The following is a 22,437-nucleotide window of genomic DNA, read 5'->3' as shown; positions in this document are numbered from 1 at the left end:
AGGAGTATAGTCAGATCAAGCCAACCCGCTTGGCCTGAGCGGCTCGCAAACGCTCGATCTTTCGCAAATCCTGTTCATCCAGATTCATCGCAGCGTCCACCCACAGATCGACGACGTCTCGAAGCTCCTCATAGGTAAGCGCATTGACTCGGCGTCCTACATCTCGGATGGTCCTGTGAATGGCGTGCTTGCGGCTGTTGCGGGCGATATAGTCCCGAACCGCCTCCTCGCCTTTTCCATCATCGACGACAAGTTCGACCAGGCCCATCTGTTGCAGTTCTTCTGCCGTGTAGACCTTGCCGCTGGTGATCATCCTCATCGCACGAGCTGGATCCAGCTTGCGGGATAGGAAACTGTAGGCTCCCATGCCCGGAAAGAGATTGAAGAGGATCTCGGGAAGACCGAACTTTGCAGAACGTTCCGCGATGATGATGTCTGACGAGAGAGCAACTTCGAAACCTCCGCCAAGCGCATCCCCCTGAACAAGGGATATCAGGATGATAGGAAGGCCCAGGCTGCTGGCGCAGGAGTACATCAGATCGATGCAATCATGCGCATAACGGCGCAGACGCTCGCGGTCCTTCGAGCGGATGTGCTGTGCAAAATACCCTAGATCTCCGCCCAGGTTATAAATGCCTGGCAGGCCGGAGCCGCTTACCAGATAGAGCAGTTTTTGTTCCGCTGGGGTGCGATGATAGATGGACTGAACCGTGTTACGGAAATCGATGAGATCGCTCAGCAGGCCTGGTGTGAAACTGGGCGCCGAGTGTGGCGTCATGTAGTACCACAGTGTCCGGTTCGCCGGATCGACCTTGATCTTGAGATTTTCCCACTCTCGGAGAGCGAAGCTGAGTTCTGGCGGCAGGCCTTCGCGGCGCTCTCTGACATGTGTCGCGTTGACACGTTTTTCGTCATCCAGCCCTTCCGGAAACTGTCCCAAAATTGGATGGCCTTTTATAAGTTGATAGGCCAAACGCTCGTAGTCCGTCACTTCCGCCATGTGCATAACCCTCAGCCGCTTAGCCGACACATTATCAGACCTACCGCATCTGCGAAGAGTTATTATTAATTTTTTGTTAAGCTTGGATAACAAACATGGTTAACGTTTAAGCTTCTCAGTTTCTAATTCAGATGCTATTCGAGATAGTTAGATGATACATGAATATGGTCATCAACTATAGATCAGGCGCAGTTCCTCGGCGGTTCGTCGGTCAACGATGGTGCAGACCAATTCTGTCACATGCCTGATCGATTTTCTTTGCAGATCCCGAAAGCCTGCGTGCCATCGGAGAACCAGGCACTTTCCACCATCAACCCTGAAATGTCCCAAATTGAACATGATCCAGAACTGCTCAACGTCTGGAGCCGTGCCTTCGAGAGAAGGAAGCACTGCTGGCGTGATCGAGGACGATCCTTTCCTGCTTTTCCGTCTTTGACCTACTCGGAATTGGGGGCGTCCGCACTAACTACTGCCTGGAACTGCATCGAGAGATTTCGTTGTCCGTATGCAGGTTCCAAGATGCGCGGGAGGGTCAGCATGAAAGACAGCGCGATGGCGGAAAACCTGGGTAAGGCCCATGAACTCAAACGGGTCATGGGGCCCGGCCTCCTGCTTCTCTTCATTGTCGGCGATATTCTTGGGACAGGCATTTACGCGCTGACCGGACAGGTGGCTGCCGAGGTTGGTGGTGTAGTCTGGCTACCCTTTTTTGTCGCTTTCGGTGTCGCTTTGCTCACGGCATTCAGTTACCTGGAACTGGTCACGAAATACCCAAAGGCTGCGGGCGCCGCCCTCTATACGCACAAGGCGTTCGGTATTCATTTCCTTACCTTCCTCGTTGCGTTCGCGGTAATGTCGTCGGGTATCACGTCTGCCTCGACCGCTTCACGAGCCTTTGCTGCAAATTTCGTGGCATCAACCGGCGTTGCTTCCGGCGGGCTGACTGTCACGCTGGTGGCACTGGCATTCATCGCCTTGGTTGCAGCCGTGAATTTTCGAGGCGTTGGCGAGAGCGTGAAGGTTAATGTGCTGCTCACTATTGTTGAGTTGAGCGGTTTGCTGATCATTATCGGAATCGGCTTATGGGCGATTATGGGGGGACAGGGAGATGTTTCCCGCGCATTCACATTCCAGCCTGCTGAAGATCATGGCATCTTCTGGTCTGTTATCGCAGGTACCACCCTGGCCTTCTTTGCGATGGTAGGGTTCGAAGATTCGGTCAACATGGCAGAGGAGTGCAAGGAGCCAAGCCGCATCTTTCCCAAGGTGTTGCTGGGTGGGTTGATCATAACAGGGATTATTTATGTCCTGGTTGCCATATCGGCCATTACTCTCGTCCCCGCGGCGGATCTTGGAGAGGGCGAGACGCCTCTGCTTAAAGTCGTTCAGGCGGGGGCGCCGGGCCTTCCAATCAGCGTTTTTGGCATCATCACCATGTTTGCCGTCGCAAATTCAGCTCTGATCAACATGATGATGGCGAGTCGGCTGATCTACGGAATGGCCAGAGAAGGCGTCCTGCCAGCCTTGCTCGGTCGTGTGCATGCGGAAAGACGAACTCCCTATATCGCCATTCTCTTCACGACATTGATCGCCGTTCTGCTGATCACTTTCGTCGGTGCTGTGCCCGCGCTCGGGGGAACCACTGCTCTGCTTCTTCTCTGCGTTTTCGCGATTGTCAACGTCGCCGTGCTGGTTCTGCGTAAAGACAAAGTAGAGCATAGGCATTTTCGCACGCCTACAATCGTGCCTGTCCTTGGCGCGATCAGCTGCGTTTTTCTCGCTGGTCCATGGACGGGTCGTGATCCCGTTCAATATGCAATTGCCGGAATTCTGATCGCTGTCGGGATCCTCTTCTGGTTCATAACTGTGCGGGTCATGAAGACAAGCGTGCAGCCGGCCTGAGACGGACCTTTCGTCAGGTTATGTGTGGTGGTCTCGCCAGGCTTTTTGGCTGTTTTCAGAGGGGAGTGCGCGCGCCTCGTAAACGCCGCGGGCGATTGACCGGGCAAATGTTAGCGTCGCCAGATGGCAAAGCTCCATGAAATCGGATGGCTGTGCCAAAGAACGTCTGGCCGTGGAGGCCGCAAAGACCGTGTCGCCATCCGCAGGCAGATGAGCAGGCATGATGGCACGCGCTAGACCATCCTGGGCCATGATGGATAGCCGATGCGCCTGTGCCTTGGTCAGGATGGCATCGGTTACGATTAACCCTATTGTCGTTGCCGTCAGATTCACGCCCTTCAGGCGTAGTGTCAGATGATCTGCAGTGAATTTCGGAGGAAGACCAAGGCCACCGAATTCATCACCCTGTTCGAAAGGAGCAGCCCAGAAATGCGGACCTTCGCCAACGGTCGCCGTTCCCAGCGCATTGACCGCAACGAGGGCTCCGATTCGATGGCCGGTGGAGGTCATTGCACTCGCCGAACCCAAGCCGCCCTTGAAGGTTGCTGTGGTTGCGCCTGTGCCTGCCCCGATTGTTCCAAGATCAAAACGGCCAGACCTAGCCGCCTTGAATGCTTCATACCCCATGTCTCGATAGGGCGAATGCAGGCCCCAATCCTTGTTGCCGCCGTTCAACAAATCCATGAGGATTGCCTGCGGCACGATCGGAACGCGCGTCGTACCAACCTGCAAGCCGCGTCCAATTTCGCGAAGACCTGCCTGTACACCGCCTGCGGCATCCAAGCCAAAGGCCGAGCCGCCGGAAAGGACCAGTGCGTCAACCTTTTCCACCGTCATGACTGGATCGAGAAGAGCGGTGTCTCGTCCGCCGGGTGCGCCACCCAGAACGGTACCGGAAGCAACCGCCGGTTCATCGAACACAACGACACTGACTCCTGACCCCAGGTTCAGGTCGGTCGCATGGCCGACACTCAAGCCCTCGATATCGGTGAGAAGATTGAGCGTTTCAGCCATGCGGTGCCTCCTGCCTGTCAGGCGATATCGAACTTGACGCCCTGGGCGAGCGGCAGCGTCCGGCCATAGTTCAGCGTGTTGGTCGCGCGGCGCATATAGGCTTTCCACGAATCGGAGCCGGATTCTCGACCGCCGCCGGTTTCCTTTTCACCGCCAAAGGCGCCACCGATTTCAGCGCCTGACGGACCGATATTGACATTGGCGATGCCGCAATCGGATCCTCGTGCCGAGATGAAGGTTTCCGCCTCGCGCATGTCATTGGTAAAAATAGACGACGACAGGCCCTGCGGCACACCATTGTGCAGGTCGAGCACGGCGTCGAAGTCGGAATACCTCATGACATAGAGGATAGGCGCGAAGGTTTCCTCAATAACCGGGCCGCACTGGGATGGCATCTCGACAATGGCCGGACGAACGTAATAGGCATCAGCAGCTTCGGCTTCGAGAACGCGTTCGCCGCCGGTCACTGTGCCGCCTTCCGCTTTGGCAGCTTCGATGGCCTTTTGCATCCGTTCGAATGAGGCCTTGTCGATCAGCGGGCCGACAAGATTGCCGTCAACCGTTGGATTGCCGATCGTAACCGATTGGTAGGCCTTTTTCAGGCGTGGCACGAGGTTTTCATAAACGCTGTCGTGGACAAAAAGACGACGAAGCGTCGTGCAGCGCTGACCGGCGGTCCCCATGGCAGCGAAGGCAATGCCCCGCAACGTCAGATCCAGGTCCGCTGTCGGGGTAATGATGGCGGCGTTGTTTCCGCCCAGCTCCAGAATAGCGCGCGCAAAGCGCTTCGCCAGCCGCGGTCCAACGGCGCGACCCATGGCGGTGGAACCAGTCGCAGAAACCAGTGGCACCTTCGGGTGGTCGACCAGAACTTCGCCAATATCGCGGCCTCCGATCAGGAGTGTCGAGAGGTTGGCCGACGCTTTTCCGCCCTCAGCCACGAAACGCTTGAGCGCCTTCTCGAAAATTGCCTGCGTGGCCAGTGCTGTCAGCGGCGTCTTCTCAGAGGGCTTCCAGACGGTGGCATTGCCGCAGACCAGCGCGAGTGCCGCATTCCAGGCCCAGACCGCAACCGGGAAGTTGAAGGCAGAGATGATGCCGACGACACCAAGCGGATGCCAGGTTTCCATCATGCGATGATCTGCCCGTTCCGTTGCAATGGTCAGGCCGTAGAGCTGGCGTGAGAGACCGACGGCGAAATCGCAGATGTCGATCATTTCCTGTACTTCGCCCAGACCCTCTGACGTGATCTTGCCGACCTCAATGGATACAAGTTTGCCGAGATCCGCCTTGGCGGCGCGCAGTTCGTCGCCAAGGAGACGGATGAGTTCACCGCGCTTTGGGGCTGGCACCAGGCGCCATTCCTGAAAAGCCTGATGCGCCGCATCAATGACAGACTGAGCCTGCTGCAATGTCAGCTCAGAAAGGCACCCGATCTCTGCGCCAGTAATGGGGGACCGGACGGCCAATGTTCCACCTTTGTAGGCGGAGGGCGCCACACCGAGTTTGGCAAGGATGGTATCCGCTTCGGCGGCAAGGTTCAGAGTGGCGAGGCTCATCTTGGTCCTTCTCGTCTTCTGGTCATGATCATCTGATCGTTCAGCGCTTAAAATCGATCGCCCGCGAGGTGAGCAATCTGTGCTCCAAGCTCGTAATAGGCTTCCTTGATCGGTCTCATCAGCGGTTCGGTTGGTTCAGTCAGCGGCAAAGGTAGATCAGCTTCTGGCAGTTCGCCCAGAACATGCGCGGCGAGAACCTTGCCGAACACCGTACCCGGTGAAATACCGCGTCCGTTGTAGCCCGAAAATCCGATGACGCGATCGGCGAATTTGTGAAAGCGTGGCAGGGCATTGTCGGTCATACCGATCTGGCCATACCATTCGGCCTCGAAGTCCACTTCGCCCAGTTGTGGGAACAGCTTGGCAAGGGCGCGACGGGCCCAGCCTTTGTGGATGGCCGTTCCAGTGCCTCGAAGTGCGCCGACAGATCCGAACACCAGCCGGCCTCTGGCATCCATGCGGAAGGATGAGAGAATCTCCTTCGTGTCCCAACAGCCCTCGCGCTCCGGCAAAATGGAACGCCGCAGATTGTCGGAGAGGGGTGTGGTCGCGAGGTTGAAATAGGGCAGATAGACTTGCTCGCGCCGCACTGTCTCGAATGGGCCGGTGGTATAGGCATCCGTTGCGACGATCACCCAGTTTGCGGTCACGCTGCCGGTGCCGGTGGAAACGATATGGCGCTCGCCGCGAGCCTGCCAGCCGATGACCGGGCTTCCCGTATGAAGCAGTGCGCCCGCCTTGATGGCGGCATTGGCCAGACCCCGAGCATAGGCAAGTGGCTGGAGCGTTCCTGCGCGACGATCCAGCAGCGCACCGCGATAGGCGCGAGTGCCAATACGTCGTTCCGCTTCTGCTGCATCGAGCAGTTCAACGGGTGCACCCCGTTTCTGCCACTGCCGAGCGCGCTCTTCAATTTCTTTCAAGCCATCGTCGCCGACGGCACAATGAAGGGTGCCCGAGCGCGTCAACTCGCATTCTATTCCGTGCTGTTCAATGAGTGCCATGACCGTCTGAGGGCCGTTGCCGAGAAGGTTCAGCAGGCGTTCTCCGTGGGTCTCTCCCAGTTCGCCGGGAAGATTGTCCGGCATGACCCACATTCCCGCATTGATGAGGCCTACATTTCGTCCTGCACCACCAAAGCCGATGTCCTTGGCCTCCAGCAGGATGACGGAGCGTCCCGCCTTTGCAAGGTGCAGAGCCGCAGACAGACCTGTATAGCCGCCACCGATGATGACGATCTCGGCCGTCCTGTCGCCGGTAAGGGGCGTCGTCGGCGGGGCGGCAGGTGCAGTCTTTGCCCACAGGCCGTGGGTGCGGGGATCATTGAGCATGGATCATCGTTCCGAAGGCTTGACGACCTATCTTTACAGCCGCGTCAAAGGCATGAATATCGAATTCTTCTCATCAGTTCATTCTCAGGAGGAATGATCTCACCATGTTGCCGCCGCGCCGATTTCTGCCGTCATTTTCGCTTCTGGCCGCCTTCGAGGCCGCGGCACGCACCGGCAGCGTCACCGCAGCAGCCAACGAACTGGGCCTGACCCAAAGCGCGGTAAGCCGCCAGATCTCGTCACTGGAACAGCAACTCGGCGTAACCTTGTTCTTGCGCGAGCGGCAAACGATCCGCCTGACCATTGCCGGTGATACCTATGCAAGAGAGATCCGCGAGGCGTTGCGACGCATCTCCAACGCATCACTCAATCTTCGGGCCAACCCGGCTGGCGGGACGCTGAACCTTGCAATCCTGCCTTTTTTCGGCAGCCGCTGGTTGACCCCACGCCTGCCACGGTTTCTGGCGCGGCATCCCGGTGTCATGGTCAATCTGATCACGCGGCTTGAGCCATTCGACTTCCGTTTCGATACTCTCGATGCCGCCATCCATTTTGGAGAGCCGCGCTGGCCAGGAGCAAACCTTTCCGTGTTGACGGATGAGGATGTAATCCCCGTATGTGCCCCCGCTTACTTGTCGCGCCGCGATCTCCGGGCTTCAGACGATCTGCTTGGCGCATCTCTGCTGCATCTCAATTCGCGTCCAGATGCCTGGGAGAACTGGTTTACATCACGAGGCATAGAGTTCGAGGCTCTGCACGGAATGCTGTTCGACCAGTTTTCTACCATGCTTGAGGCCGCGGTCGCGGGTATGGGGCTTGCCCTTATGCCCCGATTTCTGATCAATCGCGAACTGGACGAGCGCCTGCTTGTGCCCGCCATAGAGGCCTCCCCGCACCACAGCGGTCGTTACTTTCTGGCCTATCCGCCGGAGCGCGGCTCTTATCCGCCACTTGCGGCGTTCAGAAACTGGATTGTCGAGGAGGCTGCAAGAATGGAGGATCGGGTTGCGCCAGAAGGCAGTATCGGCCAATAGTCGTGTCCGGAGATTAATGACGGTTGGCCAACAGCCTGAGATACGGGAAAATGACATGAAGCCGATTTTCGTCCAGTTGCGCTGTGCGCCGGGCAAGACCTACGAAGTGGCCGATGCCATTTACAAGACCGAACTGGTTTCCGAGCTCTATTCCACCAGCGGCGACTGGGACCTGCTCCTGAAAATCTATATCGGCGAGGGAGAAGAGATCGGGAAGTTCGTGAATGAAAAGATCGCGTCCATTCCCGGAATCGAGCGCTCTCTCACAACGCTTACATTTACCGCGTTTTGACGCGGGCGCGAACAACGCGACCGCCCTTCACATATTGGGCGGTCCGCTTGTTCAGCCTCTTTAAGGATCAGGCGACTGCGCGACGGTCGGCGATGGCTTGATCGCGGACGTGATTGCGAATTGCGAGACGCACCTCATCGGCAGATGAGAAACGTTGCTCGTCCAGATCGATGACGTGAAATTTGACCGCGATGAACTTCAAGCGATCGTTGTCGGGAACAACGATTCCAACGGGCTCGCCAGCGTATTCGATAACCTGCTTTTGCATGGTCATACTCCTAGTGTGGCTGCGTGACGCAGCGATGACGAATTAGACTTTTCAGACGGTTTTCGGGTGAAACGTCACATTCGACAGCGTGGGATGGAGATCTGGCCCACGCGTTTCACAACAGACGCATCGCAAATAAGAGAAGTGCGGATCATAAGCGTCATTGTCACTCCCTCGTTCGTGTTGCGCTTCTCCGGACTGAACCCTCTTCGGCTCGTCTCAGGTGTTGTGGACCATAAGCGAGTCGAAGCTGCAGTTCAATCGGAATTATGAATAGCTAGAATTTTTTTCTGTTTGATGACAGCAATTGGGCAGATGTGTGAAATCTTGTTCGCGCATATGACTTTGTACAGGATTGCGATCACATTCGATCACGCGCGCTCTCGAATTGGAAATCTGACTCGTCTTGAGATCGCGTGCCTATTCGTTCTCCACGGGCTCGACAGCGGGCAGGCAGGCAGCCAGAGCTTCCACGAATTCGGCGACTGCGCCCTCGGAAAGCGTGAGCGGGGCAATAATGCTTATCGTATCCGATTCATTGGGAGGCGACACCAGAATGCCGAGGCCTTGAAGAAGGTTCGCAATCTCGGTGGCGTCGACGCCGGAAAGCTTCAATCGAAGATCGAGACCGGATCCTTCTATCCCGACGAGTGCAGGATTTTTGTTTGAAAGCGCTTCCAGTCTGGTCCGTAGAATGTCCGCGACGTCCGCCACCGCACGCCGCAGCGCTGCGTCATCGAGAGCATCCAGAACTGCCAGACCCATACGACAAGCCACCGCTGTCGCATCGGGTTGTGGCAGTTCAAGTCCATCCGGCAGAACCGATCGACTGATGATGACTGCTGCCAATCGCTCCTGGGGAACAGGCGAGCCGGTGACGACAATATCCGGAGTTTGCTCTGCCGTCTGAAACGACCAGGCGTTTCTGCCATTGCGCCAGAAGCCGGATTGCCTTTCGTCTGCAATCAAGACGGCGTCTGGATCATCAAACAGCTTGCTGGCCAACTGCCGTGCAATCTCCATAGCCTGCGTTTCGTCGGTCAGAGCAAGAACAGTATCAAGATGGCCCGGCATGTCCTGAAGCAGGGCGGCCTGATACTCCGCTTCCAGGCTAGTTCCTACTGTGCCCCCGAGAGTGAGCCATTGGCGGTAAGCTGCTTCCGCAAGGTCGCCGTGGCCGTAGCCAAGGACGCCTGCTGACCCCGTCAAATCAATCCGGCGGTGACCGAAGCTGTCGAAAAGATACTCATGCCAGCCGCGTACATAGCCTTCCCCGGATACATCGGGCGCATCGACATTGAGACCGAGTACCAGAGACGGAGACAGGGCCAGACGTTTCCAAAGCCCCAGTTCGTTTCCGGAACAGAACAAGGGCGGATCCACGTCCGGCGATCGTGCAAGGCGGATGCGTAATCCACCTACGGATCCCTCTGGGCCGCCGACCGACCCCAGACGGTCGCCCGCAAACAACATAGTCCCCTCTGCCAGGACTGTTTCCACGCCCTCGATATAGAGAGTAGCATCCTTGCTGGACAGAATGAATGGTCCGCTTGCCTGTTTCACGGTGCCTCCGAACGGAGCGGCCACTGTGGCTCCAGCCGGCAGGCATATATCAATATGAAGGGCGACGTTGTGAGCGTTAGCACCCGCTGAGCCACGAGATAGGCGATACTCGCCAAAGCGGGTCGCGCCCATCTTTGTTTCCCAGGCGATTCTTGCCAGGAGACGCCAATCGATCTCGGGGTCCTTCCAATTACCGTCCACAAAAAGCGGGCTCGTTGCGGATAGATCGACAAGACGGAGATCCTGGAGATCCAGTTCCGGCAGAAGCGGCAGAAATTCTGCCGTTTCTGGCAAGGGCCACTCAACGGCTTGCAGGATGGCTGCATGCATCACGCCGGGTTCGACGTCGGCTGCCTTCTCAAAGCCGGTTCTGCTTTCCTGTAGTTTTTCGCTGGCGCCGACGTCATTGGAGGCAAGCTCATGCTGTGCCCGCTCGCGCGCAATAGTGGCGATGATAAGTGGCCAAAGCGCCGTCAGTTCCGCTTCGGTCAACGGAAGTTCGGCGTGGAATGCCTTGATGGCTGGCAGGACGGAAAATGCGTTGCCCGTGCCGCGCTGCAGGATTTCTGCGCAGACGCCCGCCAGAGACGCGACAACCCAGCCGCTGCCCAAAAGCTCCGGGCTGGTAAAGCCGGTCGGTACCCAACCGGCTTCCCCCGGCAGGCCAACCAGATTATCGCCAATCGGCCGATGGTGGATCAATTGAACGCGCAGTTGTTCTCCCAGAGGCTGAACCTGTCGAAGCGCGGTCACGGTGGCGCGAGCGATTGGATCGCGCACTGCCGGTTCGGTGAGATTTCTGAGGCAATGAACGACCTGTGGCCCAACTTGCCTCAGATCTTGATCAACGATTAGCTGAGACGTTTGGGTAGCATGTCCCTCAAGATCCGAAATGGCGACAAGATCGCGAGACAACTGGGCGGCAAATGTTCCGATCCGGCCAATCTCCAGATCCGAAAGCTCCGCAAGATTCGGCATGGGCTCCCCGGGCGGAAACGCAAAAAGGCGCGCAAAAGCCTGATCGCCCCCAGCAAGACTTCCGTCCAGGCTGATCAGATCCGCTCCCTGCTGGGCCGCAAGTGGTTCGGGCGCACCGACTCGCCCTGCTTCTCCTCGCAACCGATGCAGCAGTTCGTGCTCGATCTTGAAGCGCTCGAATAGCTGTTGTTCTTCGCCAAAATCGAGCCTGCAGGTAACTTCCTCGTACCGAATGAAGAAGCGCGGTGGGTCGATGTCAACGGGTAAGACTTCCCCGGCCAGGCCATAGTGCTCGGCAACGAATTCGTCCGCTTCAGGCCAGTAAGCTGACTGCTCGCCGTCGTTCATGGCTTCAGGGCTTGTCTCGTACTCAGCGTCAGCCATCGCTACTCCCCCGGAAGGCTGTTGATTTATAAGGAGAATAGCGCGATCGGCGCCTGCGTCCATAGCAATCGTTTCAACGTCTGTCGTTATGTATGACCAAGCGACGTCGAATCACGTTGTCACGCACCGCTCAAACAGTCTGAAACGCATCAGTTGCAGGTGATAAAGACAGCTAGCTTGGCGGGTATCGGTGTGTTCCGCCCCGATAGTCACTGACGGAATAACAGCCGTCGTCAGCCGCCAGAACAGCCTGAGGTCCGAGCACTGCCTTGCCGTGCCCGCCGGGGATGTCGAGCACGTAAGTCGGCTGGCAGAGGCCGGAGAGATTGCCGCGAAGTGCAGCAACGATTTCCTGGCCCCGGGCGATACCCAATCGAAAATGGCTGGTGCCGGGCGCGAGATCCGGGTGGTGAAGATAGTAGGGCTTCACCCGCGTCTCAACGAAGGCTCGCATCAAAGCCGCCAGTACATCCGGATCGTCGTTGACGCCCTTCAGAAGCACGGTCTGGCTGACCATCGCAATCCCAGCATCAATCAATGTTGCGCAGGCAGCGCGCGCCTCATTCGTCATTTCGCGGGGATGGTTGGCATGAAGTGCGACATAGACCGCCTTGCCGCTCTGTCGAAGGGCGTCGACCAGCTCCGCATTGATTGCTTGCGGATTGACGACGGGAACGCGGGAATGGAATCGGACGATCTTCACATGTTCAATGGAACGCAGCCCATTCATGATCTCGGCAAGACGTCTTGGAGAGAGAACCAGCGGATCTCCACCCGTCAGAATGACCTCCCAGATCTCGGTTCGGGAGCGGATATAGTCGAGTGCATCCTGCAATTCTGTCGGTGACAGGGTGCCGTCGCCCGTCGGTCCGACCATTTCTCGACGGAAGCAAAAGCGACAATAGACCGGGCAGATATGAACAGCTTTCAGAAGGACACGGTCCGGATAGCGATGAACAATACCCCGCACGGTGCTGTGCGCGCCGTCACCAATCGGGTCGGCACGTTCTTCTGCTGTCGTTGTCAGTTCTGCAATATCCGGTATGAACTGGCGAGCGATTGGATCCTCGGGATCCTCGGGATCGATGAGGTCGACCACCGTCGGGGTCAAGGCCACCGCATAGCGCTCAGCGACGGCCTGAGCATCTACCAGATGCTTCTGCGAAATCAGGCCGGCGTCCAGCAGTTCAGGTGGTGTCTTGAGCGGGCGTGTTGCCATCATCGATAATCCGCTACCGGCGCCCACATGACCTGATCGATCCGAAGCGCACCGGTCGCCAGCATGACGAGCCGGTCGAAGCCGAGTGCTATGCCGCTCGCATCGGGCATGATTGCGAGTGCCGCCAGAAAGTCTTCGTCGAGCGGATAGGATTCACCGTATACGCGCATCTTTTCCGCCATTTCGGCCTCGAAGCGAAGGCGTTGCTCCATCGGATCGGTCAATTCCCCGAAGGCGTTGGCGAGTTCGACCCCGCAGGCATAGAGTTCGAACCGTTCCGCTACGCGGGGATCGTCGGAGGCAGGTCGTGCCAAAGCAGCCTCTGAAACGGGATAGCGATCAAGGATCGTCATTTGTCCGTCTCCCAAATGCGGTTCGATTTTTTCGACCAGCACACGAGAGTAAAGATCGGTCCAGGTATCATCGTCCGCGTGGCGGATGCCGGCTCTTGCCAGTTGTTTGGCCAGACCCACTCGATCCGTCGACCCGTCTTCGCTGACCGTTGCCAGGATGTCGATGTCGGCAAACTTGCGGAATGCATCCGCTACGCTCAACCTTTCCGCGGGGATGGACGGGTTGCAGGTCATGCCGCGATAGCTGAAAACCGTTGTGCCTGCCGTCTCGGCTGCGAGTGCAACGAGGTCGGCACAATCGGTCATCAACTGCGTATAGTCTTCACCAACCCGATACCATTCCAGCATCGTGAATTCAGGATGATGAAGCGGGCCCCGCTCTCTGTTTCTAAAGACATGCGAGAAGCAGTTTATGCGTTGCTCACCCGCCGCCAGCAGCTTCTTGCAGGCGAATTCCGGGGAGGTGTGCAGATGCAACGGCAGGGTTTGGCCATCGGTCGTCAGAGCAATAGTCGAGAAGGCGTGCAGATGCGCCTCGTTTCCGGGGGAAACCTGCAAGGTCGCAGTATCGACTTCGAGAAAGCCGTTCGCATCAAAGTAAGCGCGGAATGCCGCCTGAATTCGATTTCGACCGACAAGGAAGGGTCTACGATCGGCATGAACATCCGGCCGCCACCAGAAAGAAGGCGAAAACGGGCTTTCTTGCGACACGAGATAGCTTTCCTTTCCGGCTTTCTTCTTGCGCCTCGAATGCAAAGGCTTCCACTTTCCGCGGATTTGAGGTAGTTGCGCGCCTTGAAGAAAGATCACGCGTAAACGGTCCGTCGGCTGATTGGTCCTCTACGACGCATTCCACGCACTGACAAGCCAAGGCAGTCATAAGGAAACCCTATGGTCAAGATTATCGCCTCCTCCGTCCGCAAGGGCAATGTTCTCGATGTGGACGGCAAGCTTTACGTCGTTTTGACGGCACAGAATTTCCATCCCGGCAAGGGCACGCCGGTCACTCAGGTAGACATGCGCCGTATCGTCGATGGTGTGAAGGTATCCGAGCGCTGGCGCACGACCGAGCAGGTCGAGCGCGCTTTCGTTGAAGACGTGAACTTCCAGTACCTTTATGAGGATGGCGAAGGCTTCCACTTCATGAACCCCGAAAGCTATGATCAGGTTGTCGTGAGCGAAGAGACCATGGGCGACCAGAAGGCCTACCTCCAGGAAGGCATGACCTGTATCCTGTCCATGCATGAAGGCGTTGCGCTGGCGCTGCAGCTTCCTCGCCATGTGACACTGGAAATCGTTGAGACCGAGCCGGTTGTTAAGGGCCAGACGGCTTCCTCTTCCTACAAGCCTGCCATTTTGTCCAACGGTCTTCGGACCCTGGTGCCGCCTCATATCGACGCTGGCACGCGAGTGGTCATCGCGACCGAGGACAACTCCTATGTCGAGCGCGCCAAGGATTGATCATACTTATACGTCAACAATCTTTAGAAAGCGGGCTTCGGTCCGCTTTTTTTATGGTCATAGAAGAAAGCCCCGAATCGATCACTCGATCCGGGGCTTTGCAGTTACCTGCTGTATTTAATCGCGGTTTACTGCGCCTTTGCAGCCTTGGCTGCTGCAACGATCGTTGGGCCCTTCTGTGTGCTGGTTCCCCAAGCGTAACCGCCTCCGAGCGCGACGTTGAGTGCAACATAGTCCTGTGCCTGCTGCTGGATGGCCTGCGCAAGGCTTGCCTGAGCATTCGACACCTGACGCTGAGCATCCAGAACGTCGAGCAGCGAGGAAGCACCGTCACGGTAGCTGGCGGTCGCGAGTTGAAGCGCTTCCTGGTAGGATTTCACGGTATTGCGCAGCGCTGCGACCGTGCGACCGTCGCGCTGCACGGCAGCGAGCGCATTCTCCACTTCCTGGATACCGGTCAAGACTGTCGATTTCCAGGCAAGATAGGCTTCACGTGCTTGCGATTCGGCAGAGCTCAGGTTCGCACGCAACTGACCACCATCGAAGATCGGCAGATTGAGTGTCGGACCGAAGGACCAGGAAATCCGGTGGGCATCAGAGCCGCCCACGAATTTCGTGTAGGCTGGCGTGATGGAGCCGCCAAGGCTGATCGACGGATAGAGCTGTGATTCGGCAACGCCGATATTGGCGGTCGCCGCCGCAAGCTGACGCTCGGCCGCCCGAATATCGGGACGATTGCGAATGAGATCCGCCGGGACCCCTGCCTGAATGTTGAAGCGTGCCACCGGCTGTGCGCCACTGCGTTGCAATTCATCGACCAGCGACGAGGCAGGCATGCCGAGAAGGGTGGCGATGCGATGGGCTGCTTGACGGAACTGGGTCTCGAAGCCGGGGATCTGCGCAATACTCGTGTTGACGAGGCCTTCTGCCTGAACCACATCCAGACGCGAGGCGGCGCCAGCCTGAAGCTGAAGCTGTGTGAGATCCAGCGTTTCGCGGCGAGATTTAACGTCCTGCTGTGCAAGCGCTATACGCTGCTGATAGTAGCGTGCGTCGATGTAAGCACCCGCAACGGATGACAGGAGCGACAGTCGGGCGACATCGACGTTTGCATAGGCGGCATCAAGGCTCGCCAAGGCGCTTTCCTTTGCGCGCCGATAGCGACCGAAGAGATCGATGAACCAGGAGGCATCGAGTGATACAGCCACTGCCGTGGACGGTGGTGACGATACCTGCGTTCCCTTGTAGCCCTTGGTTCCGCTGCGCTGTTCCTGCGCGGAGAAGGTCAGGTTCGGCAAACCACCGGCAGCGTTTGCCGTCACACTCGCCTCGGCCTGCGTGATTCGCTCCAGCGCCTGAAGAACAGAGAGATTCTGATCCAGACCCTTCTGGATGTAGCCATCAAGACGGCGGTCGCGGAATGCCGTCCACCACGCTTCCTGGGCAATGTTGCCGTTGCTGCTTGCGCTTCCTTCCTTAAACTTTGCGGGAAGTGCGATCTCTGGAGCCTTGTGATCTGGTCCGAGGACGCAGCTGGACAGCAGGAGCATGACAAGAGGGGCTGCTGCGCGAATGGAGGTCATGTGAGCATCCTGGTTTGACGAAATACTTTTAAGCCTCGGGCCTTCGGCTACTGTCCTGTTACCGGAGAAGCAGCCATCCGTCAGCCTTAATTGTTAACGAAAGGCGGCCAAAGGTTAACCCGGAGATTTTTTACCGCCTGAGAGCTTTCGCACCACTACAAAAAACGATGGTACAAAGAAAATTCCGAGGAGTGTTGCAGAAAGCATACCACCCAGCACCCCGATGCCGATCGAGTTCTGAGCGGCCGAACCTGCGCCGGTCGCGATTGCGAGCGGTACAACGCCCAGAATAAAGGCCAAGGACGTCATGATGATCGGCCTCAATCGCAGACGAGCTGCTTCAAGGGTCGCATCGATGATCCCCACGCCTGCCGCCTGCCGATCCTTTGCGAATTCCACGATCAGGATCGCGTTCTTGGCTGCCAAGCCAATTGTCGTCAGCAAACCGACCTTGAAGTAGACGTCATTGGACTGACCGAAGAGCAAAGCTGCTCCCAAGGCTCCCAAGACGCCCACAGGCACGGCCATGATAACAGAGAACGGAATTGACCAGCTTTCATAGAGAGCAGCCAAGCACAGGAAGACGATCAGAACCGAGAGCGCGTACAAGAGTGGCGCCTGCGAGCCCGACAGGCGTTCCTGATAGGAAATGCCTTGCCACGCCACAGTGTAGCCGCCACCCAACTGGGATGTCAGCTGTTCCATAGTGTCCATGGCCGTGCCCGAACTTACGCCTGCACCAGCCGAACCATCCAGCGAGATTGCGCTGACGCCGTTGAAACGGCTGAGGGTAGGCGCGCCGCTGACCCATTGGGTCTTCATGAAGGCGGAGAATGGAACCATTTCCCCCTGCGTATTGCGTGCATACCAGCTGTTGATCGAATCAGCTTGCATGCGATACGGCGCGTCGCCCTGGACGTAGACGGGTTTCAACTCGTTGTTCAGCGTGAAATCGTTCACATCCCTGCCAGCGAAAATCACCGAAAGCATGGAGTTGACCGTCGCGATATCCAGACCCATGGCACCCATCTTTTCCTGATCGAGCAGGAATTTCAGCTGCGTTTCGGCCGGAGGATTGTTCGAACGAAGGGCGGAGATGTTCGGATTGGAGTTGCCCTGCTGAATAAGCCGGTTGGTTGCAGCAGTTAACGCCTGCGTGCCGGTCTTGCCGCTATCGACCACATACATGGAGAAGCCGCTTGATGTTCCCAGACCCGGAATCGCCGGTGGCTGAAGAGGGAAGACCTGCGCGTCACGCAGAGTGAAGAAATAACCCATTGCGCGCTGCACGACGGACGATGCAGCCAGCTTGGGGTCTTCGCGCAAGTCGAAGTCTTTCAGTTTGGCGAAAACGATGCCGTAGTTTTGCCCTGAGCCGGTGAATGAGAAGCCAGAGACCGCAAAGACGTCCTGAATGGCATCCTTCTCCTTGTCCAGGTAGTAGGTCTCGATCTTCTTGATGATCTCTTCCGTCCGCGCCTGCGTGGCGCCATTGGGAAGCTGTATGATCGTCAGCAGAACGCCCTGGTCTTCCTGCGGGAGGAATGAATTGGGCAGACGTGTAAACAACCATCCGCAACCACCGATAATGATGGCGAACATCAGCATCACGCGCAGGGGGCGTTTGAGCATGTAGCCGACGGTCGACGTGTAACCGTTGGTCGTCCGATCGAAGTTGCGGTTGAACCATCCGGCAATTCCGCGTTTCGGGCCATGGCCTGTCGGCTTGAGAATGGTTGCGCAGAGTGCAGGTGTCAGAACGATAGCCACCAAGGCCGATAGCAACATCGCCGATACGATGGTGATGGAGAACTGACGGTAGATGATGCCTGTCGAGCCTCCGAAGAATGCCATGGGGATGAACACGGCTGTCAGGACAAGTGCGATGCCGACGATCGCGCCGGTGATCTCGCCCATCGACTTTTCCGTCGCTTCCAAAGGCGACAGCCCTTCGTCGGTCATGATGCGTTCGACATTCTCGACAACGACGATCGCGTCGTCGACGAGCAAGCCGATTGCCAGAACCATGGCGAACATCGTCAAGGTGTTGATAGAGTATCCCGCAAGCGCAAGGATCCCGAAGGTTCCGAGCAAGACCACCGGCACGGCAATCATTGGAATGAATGTCGCGCGGAGGTTTTGAAGGAAGATCAGAAGCACCACAAAGACAAGAATGATGGCCTCGATAAGGGTATGGACAACCTTCTCAATCGAGAGTTGGACGAATGGAGACGTATCATACGGATAGGTGATGATGACGTTCTCCGGCAGGGAAGATGCCACACTGCTCAAGGCGGACTTGACGCGTGCGGCAGTATCCAGTGCATTCGCTCCGGTCGCGAGGTTTACGGCAAAGCCGGTTGCGGGCTTGCCGTTGGAGCGGGAGTTCGTCGAATAGCTTTCCTGACCGATTTCAATGCGCGCTACATCGCTCAGTCGAACTGTCGCGCCGCCTGTTTCCGTCTTCAAGATGATTGATTTGAAGTCGTCCACTGTCTGCAACTGGCTTTGGGCTGTCACGGTAACGCTGATCTGCTGACCCTTAACGACAGGCAGGCCACCAAGCGATCCAACCGAAACCTGCTGATTCTGTGCCTGGATAGCCGCAGTAACGTCAGTCGGGGTCAACTGAAACTTGTTCAGCTTGAATGGATCAAGCCAGATCCGCATCGCATAGCCGGTGCCAAACACCTGAATGCTACCGACGCCTTCGAGTCGCTTGATCTGATCTTCGATCTGCGTGCTGAAGATGTCACCAAGCTCCACCGGCATCCGCTTCGAATCGGTCGATACAAGCGCGCCGACGAGCAGGATGCTGGATGTGGACCGGGTGACCGTGATGCCAGCCGTCTGGACGACATCAGGCAGTTGCGACTGAACCAATTGCAGTTTGTTCTGAACCTGGACCTGAGCAATATCGGGGTCGATAGTATTGCCGAACGTCAGGGTGACGGTGGCAGAACCGGTGCTCGACGACGATGTCATATAGGTCAGATCCTCCAGGCCGGTCATGCCGTCCTCAATGATCGTCGTTACGGACTTTTCAACGGTTTCCGCGCTGGCGCCGGTGTAGGTTGCCGAGATGCGAACCGTGGTCGGAGCGATTTCCGGATATTGTGCAACGGAGAGCGTCGTGATCGCCAATCCACCGCCAAGCATGATGATGATCGCAATGACCCAAGCAAAGATCGGTCGGCGAATGAAAAATTTGGCCATTGGTTATTCCTTGACGCCTGACTTTCGTGCCGACTAGCTTAAGGTTTTGCCGGGGAGGCTGTGGGAGGCTGAGCTGCGGCCTGCTCGACTACGAAGCCGTTCTCATCGAGCTTGGCGTCAACCGGTGCGACCACGGCACCCTCCGTGATCCATTGGAAGCCATCGACGATCAGCTTGTCGCCATCCTTGATATTGCTTGTCACCAGCCAGTTCGTGCCGGACGGCTGGGTGTTATCGAAAGTGCGTGTCTCGACCTTGTTCTCAGCCGTGATAAATTTCGCAGTCAGAGAGCCGTTTGCGTTACGGCTTGCTGCTCGCTGAGGAATGAGAAACCCATTCTCGTAGCCGACGATGACCGTTGCGCGAAGGTAAGTGCCCGGCAGGATGAGGTTGGTCGGATTATCGAAGACAGCGCGGATCTGGTACGTTCCAGTCGTCTCGCTGACGGCCATTTCGGCCATGTCGAGTTTCCCGGTCTTGTCATACTTCGTGCCGTCTTCCAGGGTCAGCGTGATGTCTGCCTCGGTAGGGCTTCCCTTGAGACGACCAGCAGCAATTGCAGAGCGCAATTCAAGCAGATTGGCACTGGAGTCGGTCAAATCGACGTAGATTGGATCGATTCGTCGCAATGTCGTCAGCGCTGTCGTCTGATTGGCGGTTACAATATTGCCGATACTGACAGTCGAGATGGTTGTTACGCCATCGAAGGGTGCCTTGATCTCGGTAAATCCCAGATTGATCTGGGCGCTCTGAAGCGCAGCTTTTGCCTGCGCAACATCAGCCTGCGCCTGCAGGAGGGTTACGCGGGCATTCTCATATTCGATCTGTGTCGCGCCGCTGTTGACCAAGCGTTCATAGCGATTGAGGTTCGCTTGAGCACTCGGGACGCTTGCTTCGGCTTTAGCAAGTGCGGCTTTTGCTTCCTCCAGCGAGGCGGCGTACGTGTCATCGTCGATTTTATAAAGAAGGTCGCCAGCCTTGACCGTGCTTCCTTCCTTGAATTTAATCTGCTCGATCATTCCGTTGACGCGCGGGCGAATTTCGGCGGTCTGGAAAGCAACGGCCCGGCCGGGAAGGACTCGTGTTACCGGTTGTTCAGCCTGCTTCATCGTGACCACACTCACTTTTGACGGTGGTCGCTGCTGTCCGCCGCCAGCGGCCTGATTTGCTCCGGCCTTCTGATTTCCCTGCTCACTGCAGCCCACGAGTGCGAGTGACAGCATGAGCGGAAGAACGTAACGACGTATGTTCATGAGGCGGGATCCGGTTTTCGTGGGGCAATCGGCAATTAAGTGCGACCTACAAATGGAGCAAGTTCGACGCCAAGCAAGAGAACTGCGCGCACAAAGGCGCATGATCCGTGCACTCAACATAGGACGTTGAAAGTGACGTAATTCACAAATCGTCACTTAGCAAGCGGATTCTGCAGTGCAATATTCACAAGTTCGACAATTTCATCGCAGCGGCTTTGGAGTTCATCCATGGGTGTGCGGACGAGAAATATCGGGTGGAGCGTGGTGACGAAGGCTGCGGCGACTGCTCGGCTACGAGCAGAGATATTCCGACAATGATAAACGCCTGAATCGACGCCATGCTGTATGAGTTCTGCGAACAATCCTTCGATCATTTCGCCGTAGCGCGCGCCGCTTGCCATTTCCGTTTCGGACAGGATGAGCAGCATCTCAATCATGTAAGGTGCGGTCTTGAAGGCTGCCAGATGCATAGCCATCAACTGATGCGCGACACTGCGCAACCGGTCTGGTGCAGGTTCTTCCACGTTCAGAGCCTGCAACTGTGCTGCCATATTCTCTATGCTTCGTTGGCAGATTGCATCTGCCAACGCGACCTTTGAGTGAAAATGTTTGAAGACATTGGCAGGCGACATACCGAGTGCCTGTGCCACGTGCGCGATCGAAGAGCCAGCTATGCCGCGTTCGGTGAACACGCGCTCGGCCATATCCAGAATTTCAGCTCTCGTGTCCTCAGCTTTTCGTCTCGGTCTACGCACGTGGCCGCTTCTGCCTTTGATTTTCTTTCGATGTTTAGCCTTTGGAAAAATAGGGCTCCAAGTTTGATCGCAGGCGCTCATGGATATCGACATCTGCAGAGATGGGATCGATGACCTTGCCCGTAATCTTGTTGTAGGCGTCACGGTAGACGCGCGACGTGGCTTCAACAAGATCCCTTGGGATTTCCGGGATTTCATCTTTATAAGGATCGCATCGCTCAGCGACCCAGTTGCGAACGAAATCCTTGTCGAAACTCTCGGGCTTCTCACCTGCCTCAAAACGGCTTTGGTAGCTATCCGCCATCCAGTAGCGGCTGCTGTCGGGCGTGTGGATTTCGTCGGCCAAAATGATCGTTCCGAACTCGTCGACCCCGAACTCATACTTCGTATCAACAAGAATCAGGCCGTTCTTTGCTGCAATTGCCTGACCGCGATCAAACAGTGCCAGAGCGTATCCACTGACGACATCCCACTGTGCTTGTGTCAACAAACCGCCTTCCACAATCTCTTTCCTGGAAAGCGGTTCGTCGTGTCCGCCATCGAAAGCCTTGCTCGTCGGCGTGATGACAGGCTGTGGCAGAACCTGGTTGTCACGCATACCATCTGGAAGGTTAAGACCATACATCGTGCGTTTCCCCTGCTTGTACAGCGTCAGCAGCGACGTCCCTGTCGTCCCGGCTAGGTAACCGCGAACAACGACTTCTACCGGCAGGATGTTAAGTCGCTTGCCGATAACAACATTGGGATCTGGGTAATCGAGAACATGGTTCGGGCAAATATCCTTCGTGTTCTCGAACCAAAACCGCGCGGTTTGCGTGAGGACCCGACCTTTGTCCGGTATGACTGCCAAGGCACGGTCGAACGCGCTCAAACGATCGCTGGCAACGATAATCCGACGCCCGTCCGGCAAATCGTAATTATCACGGACCTTTCCACGATAGTGATTTGGGAGTTCAGGTAATTCGACATCGGCCAATACGTTCATCATCTTTATCCCGATATCGGCCGTGGAAAGGCCGCGTGGTTCACAAGTCTTGTCGAGCCTTTCTATCGCACGTGAGAGAGCTCCAGAACAAGCCGCCAAGAGATAGACGAGCAGCACCGAAGCGCGGTTGCTGTGACGGCCAAGATTCGGTTGGAATTTGCGCAAGAAATGGCCACTACCCGATGAAAAACTAGTCACGTTCAGAATAATCATCATGATATCAATCACTTATTGTTTTATTTGAATGATTTTGAAATCGAGTGTTGACGGATAAAACTGGTGTCCGT

At 56.8% G+C, this 22,437-nt stretch carries 17 protein-coding genes; 4 read left to right on the top strand and 13 right to left on the bottom strand.

All coding sequences use genetic code 11. The features are described 5' to 3' along the window. Nucleotides 1–10: 10 nt before the first annotated feature. The gene (locus tag E8M78_RS09350; RefSeq protein WP_137134801.1) at nt 11–1,000 is read right to left on the bottom strand and encodes a crotonase/enoyl-CoA hydratase family protein; all 990 of its coding nucleotides are present in this window, start codon (nt 998–1,000) and stop codon (nt 11–13) included. 537 nt (nt 1,001–1,537) lie between these two features. On the opposite strand from E8M78_RS09350, the gene E8M78_RS09345 reads away from it, so the two are divergent. Continuing rightward, the gene (locus E8M78_RS09345; RefSeq protein WP_137134800.1) at nt 1,538–2,902 is read left to right on the top strand and encodes an APC family permease; all 1,365 of its coding nucleotides are present in this window, start codon (nt 1,538–1,540) and stop codon (nt 2,900–2,902) included. An 18-nt stretch (nt 2,903–2,920) separates the two neighbouring features. Here E8M78_RS09345 and E8M78_RS09340 read toward each other — a convergent pair whose 3' ends face one another. From E8M78_RS09340 to E8M78_RS09330, 3 genes are read right to left on the bottom strand one after another with little or no spacing between them, the layout of a single operon-like run. Next, entirely contained in the window at nt 2,921–3,916 is a 996-nt protein-coding gene (locus E8M78_RS09340) for a P1 family peptidase (RefSeq protein WP_137134799.1), read from the bottom strand. Between the two features lie 17 nt (nt 3,917–3,933). Beyond that, nucleotides 3,934–5,475, bottom strand: a complete 1,542-nt coding sequence (locus E8M78_RS09335; protein ID WP_137134798.1) for an aldehyde dehydrogenase family protein — start codon at nt 5,473–5,475, stop codon at nt 3,934–3,936. A 47-nt stretch (nt 5,476–5,522) separates the two neighbouring features. Next, on the bottom strand, nt 5,523–6,806 hold the full coding sequence (locus E8M78_RS09330; protein WP_137134797.1) for an FAD-binding oxidoreductase: 1,284 nt from the start codon (nt 6,804–6,806) through the stop codon (nt 5,523–5,525). A 104-nt stretch (nt 6,807–6,910) separates the two neighbouring features. On the opposite strand from E8M78_RS09330, the gene E8M78_RS09325 reads away from it, so the two are divergent. Further along, nucleotides 6,911–7,840, top strand: a complete 930-nt coding sequence (locus tag E8M78_RS09325; protein ID WP_137134796.1) for a LysR family transcriptional regulator — start codon at nt 6,911–6,913, stop codon at nt 7,838–7,840. A 55-nt stretch (nt 7,841–7,895) separates the two neighbouring features. Further along, nucleotides 7,896–8,132: an Lrp/AsnC ligand binding domain-containing protein gene (locus E8M78_RS09320; RefSeq protein WP_062557211.1), complete on the top strand. Its 237-nt coding sequence runs from the start codon at nt 7,896–7,898 to the stop codon at nt 8,130–8,132. Nucleotides 8,133–8,199: 67 nt separating this feature from the next. Here the strand turns inward: E8M78_RS09320 and E8M78_RS09315 are convergent, their stop codons facing one another. The 4 genes from E8M78_RS09315 to epmA all read right to left on the bottom strand — a co-directional run bounded on the left by E8M78_RS09315 (nt 8,200) and on the right by epmA (nt 13,608). Then, nucleotides 8,200–8,400: a hypothetical protein gene (locus E8M78_RS09315; RefSeq protein WP_062557210.1), complete on the bottom strand. Its 201-nt coding sequence runs from the start codon at nt 8,398–8,400 to the stop codon at nt 8,200–8,202. Between the two features lie 420 nt (nt 8,401–8,820). Then, entirely contained in the window at nt 8,821–11,325 is a 2,505-nt protein-coding gene (locus E8M78_RS09310) for an aminotransferase class III-fold pyridoxal phosphate-dependent enzyme (protein WP_170973379.1), read from the bottom strand. 172 nt (nt 11,326–11,497) lie between these two features. After that, nucleotides 11,498–12,547 (bottom strand): lysine-2,3-aminomutase-like protein, encoded by a 1,050-nt coding sequence (locus tag E8M78_RS09305; protein WP_137134794.1) that lies wholly within the window; start codon nt 12,545–12,547, stop codon nt 11,498–11,500. Beyond that, nucleotides 12,544–13,608, bottom strand: a complete 1,065-nt coding sequence (epmA, locus tag E8M78_RS09300; RefSeq protein ID WP_137134793.1) for an EF-P lysine aminoacylase EpmA — start codon at nt 13,606–13,608, stop codon at nt 12,544–12,546. Before epmA ends, E8M78_RS09305 begins: the two co-directional genes overlap by 4 nt. 180 nt (nt 13,609–13,788) lie before the next feature. Between epmA and efp the strand changes: the two genes are divergently transcribed. After that, the gene (gene efp / locus E8M78_RS09295; protein ID WP_137134792.1) at nt 13,789–14,358 is read left to right on the top strand and encodes an elongation factor P; all 570 of its coding nucleotides are present in this window, start codon (nt 13,789–13,791) and stop codon (nt 14,356–14,358) included. Nucleotides 14,359–14,486: 128 nt separating this feature from the next. Here efp and E8M78_RS09290 read toward each other — a convergent pair whose 3' ends face one another. The 5 genes from E8M78_RS09290 to E8M78_RS09270 all read right to left on the bottom strand — a co-directional run bounded on the left by E8M78_RS09290 (nt 14,487) and on the right by E8M78_RS09270 (nt 22,150). Continuing rightward, nucleotides 14,487–15,941, bottom strand: a complete 1,455-nt coding sequence (locus E8M78_RS09290) for an efflux transporter outer membrane subunit (RefSeq protein ID WP_137134791.1) — start codon at nt 15,939–15,941, stop codon at nt 14,487–14,489. Nucleotides 15,942–16,055: 114 nt separating this feature from the next. Then, nucleotides 16,056–19,157 carry an efflux RND transporter permease subunit gene (locus E8M78_RS09285; protein ID WP_137134790.1) on the bottom strand — a complete coding sequence of 1,034 codons (3,102 nt, stop codon included), beginning with the start codon at nt 19,155–19,157 and terminating at the stop codon, nt 16,056–16,058. A 38-nt stretch (nt 19,158–19,195) separates the two neighbouring features. Further along, nucleotides 19,196–20,410, bottom strand: coding sequence for an efflux RND transporter periplasmic adaptor subunit (locus E8M78_RS09280; RefSeq protein WP_246658282.1), 1,215 nt, complete (start codon nt 20,408–20,410; stop codon nt 19,196–19,198). A gap of 152 nt (nt 20,411–20,562) precedes the next feature. Next, on the bottom strand, nt 20,563–21,246 hold the full coding sequence (locus E8M78_RS09275; protein ID WP_170973378.1) for a TetR family transcriptional regulator: 684 nt from the start codon (nt 21,244–21,246) through the stop codon (nt 20,563–20,565). After that, nucleotides 21,200–22,150, bottom strand: a complete 951-nt coding sequence (locus tag E8M78_RS09270; RefSeq protein WP_137134812.1) for a phosphoribosylaminoimidazolesuccinocarboxamide synthase — start codon at nt 22,148–22,150, stop codon at nt 21,200–21,202. Before E8M78_RS09270 ends, E8M78_RS09275 begins: the two co-directional genes overlap by 47 nt. Nucleotides 22,151–22,437: the final 287 nt, after the last annotated feature.

Source organism: Rhizobium sp. FKY42, assembly GCF_005222835.1.
GTDB lineage: Bacteria > Pseudomonadota > Alphaproteobacteria > Rhizobiales > Rhizobiaceae > Neorhizobium.
Note: the sequence above shows the minus strand (reverse complement) of the source record. Positions and strands in the feature narration are given on the sequence as shown.

Excerpts from the sequence above, each read along its gene's own strand:
- E8M78_RS09315 (WP_062557210.1), bottom strand. The coding sequence starts at position 8,400 with ATGCAAAAGCAGGTTATCGAATACGCTGGCGAGCCCGTTGGAATCGTT.
- E8M78_RS09340 (WP_137134799.1), bottom strand. The coding sequence starts at position 3,916 with ATGGCTGAAACGCTCAATCTTCTCACCGATATCGAGGGCTTGAGTGTC.
- E8M78_RS09335 (WP_137134798.1), bottom strand. The coding sequence starts at position 5,475 with ATGAGCCTCGCCACTCTGAACCTTGCCGCCGAAGCGGATACCATCCTT.
- E8M78_RS09285 (WP_137134790.1), bottom strand. The coding sequence starts at position 19,157 with ATGGCCAAATTTTTCATTCGCCGACCGATCTTTGCTTGGGTCATTGCG.
- E8M78_RS09350 (WP_137134801.1), bottom strand. The coding sequence starts at position 1,000 with ATGGCGGAAGTGACGGACTACGAGCGTTTGGCCTATCAACTTATAAAA.
- E8M78_RS09320 (WP_062557211.1), top strand. The coding sequence starts at position 7,896 with ATGAAGCCGATTTTCGTCCAGTTGCGCTGTGCGCCGGGCAAGACCTAC.
- E8M78_RS09330 (WP_137134797.1), bottom strand. The coding sequence starts at position 6,806 with ATGCTCAATGATCCCCGCACCCACGGCCTGTGGGCAAAGACTGCACCT.
- E8M78_RS09345 (WP_137134800.1), top strand. The coding sequence starts at position 1,538 with ATGAAAGACAGCGCGATGGCGGAAAACCTGGGTAAGGCCCATGAACTC.
- E8M78_RS09290 (WP_137134791.1), bottom strand. The coding sequence starts at position 15,941 with ATGACCTCCATTCGCGCAGCAGCCCCTCTTGTCATGCTCCTGCTGTCC.
- efp (WP_137134792.1), top strand. The coding sequence starts at position 13,789 with ATGGTCAAGATTATCGCCTCCTCCGTCCGCAAGGGCAATGTTCTCGAT.
- E8M78_RS09280 (WP_246658282.1), bottom strand. The coding sequence starts at position 20,410 with ATGAACATACGTCGTTACGTTCTTCCGCTCATGCTGTCACTCGCACTC.
- E8M78_RS09275 (WP_170973378.1), bottom strand. The coding sequence starts at position 21,246 with ATGAGCGCCTGCGATCAAACTTGGAGCCCTATTTTTCCAAAGGCTAAA.
- E8M78_RS09325 (WP_137134796.1), top strand. The coding sequence starts at position 6,911 with ATGTTGCCGCCGCGCCGATTTCTGCCGTCATTTTCGCTTCTGGCCGCC.
- E8M78_RS09270 (WP_137134812.1), bottom strand. The coding sequence starts at position 22,150 with ATGAACGTATTGGCCGATGTCGAATTACCTGAACTCCCAAATCACTAT.
- E8M78_RS09310 (WP_170973379.1), bottom strand. The coding sequence starts at position 11,325 with ATGGCTGACGCTGAGTACGAGACAAGCCCTGAAGCCATGAACGACGGC.
- E8M78_RS09305 (WP_137134794.1), bottom strand. The coding sequence starts at position 12,547 with ATGATGGCAACACGCCCGCTCAAGACACCACCTGAACTGCTGGACGCC.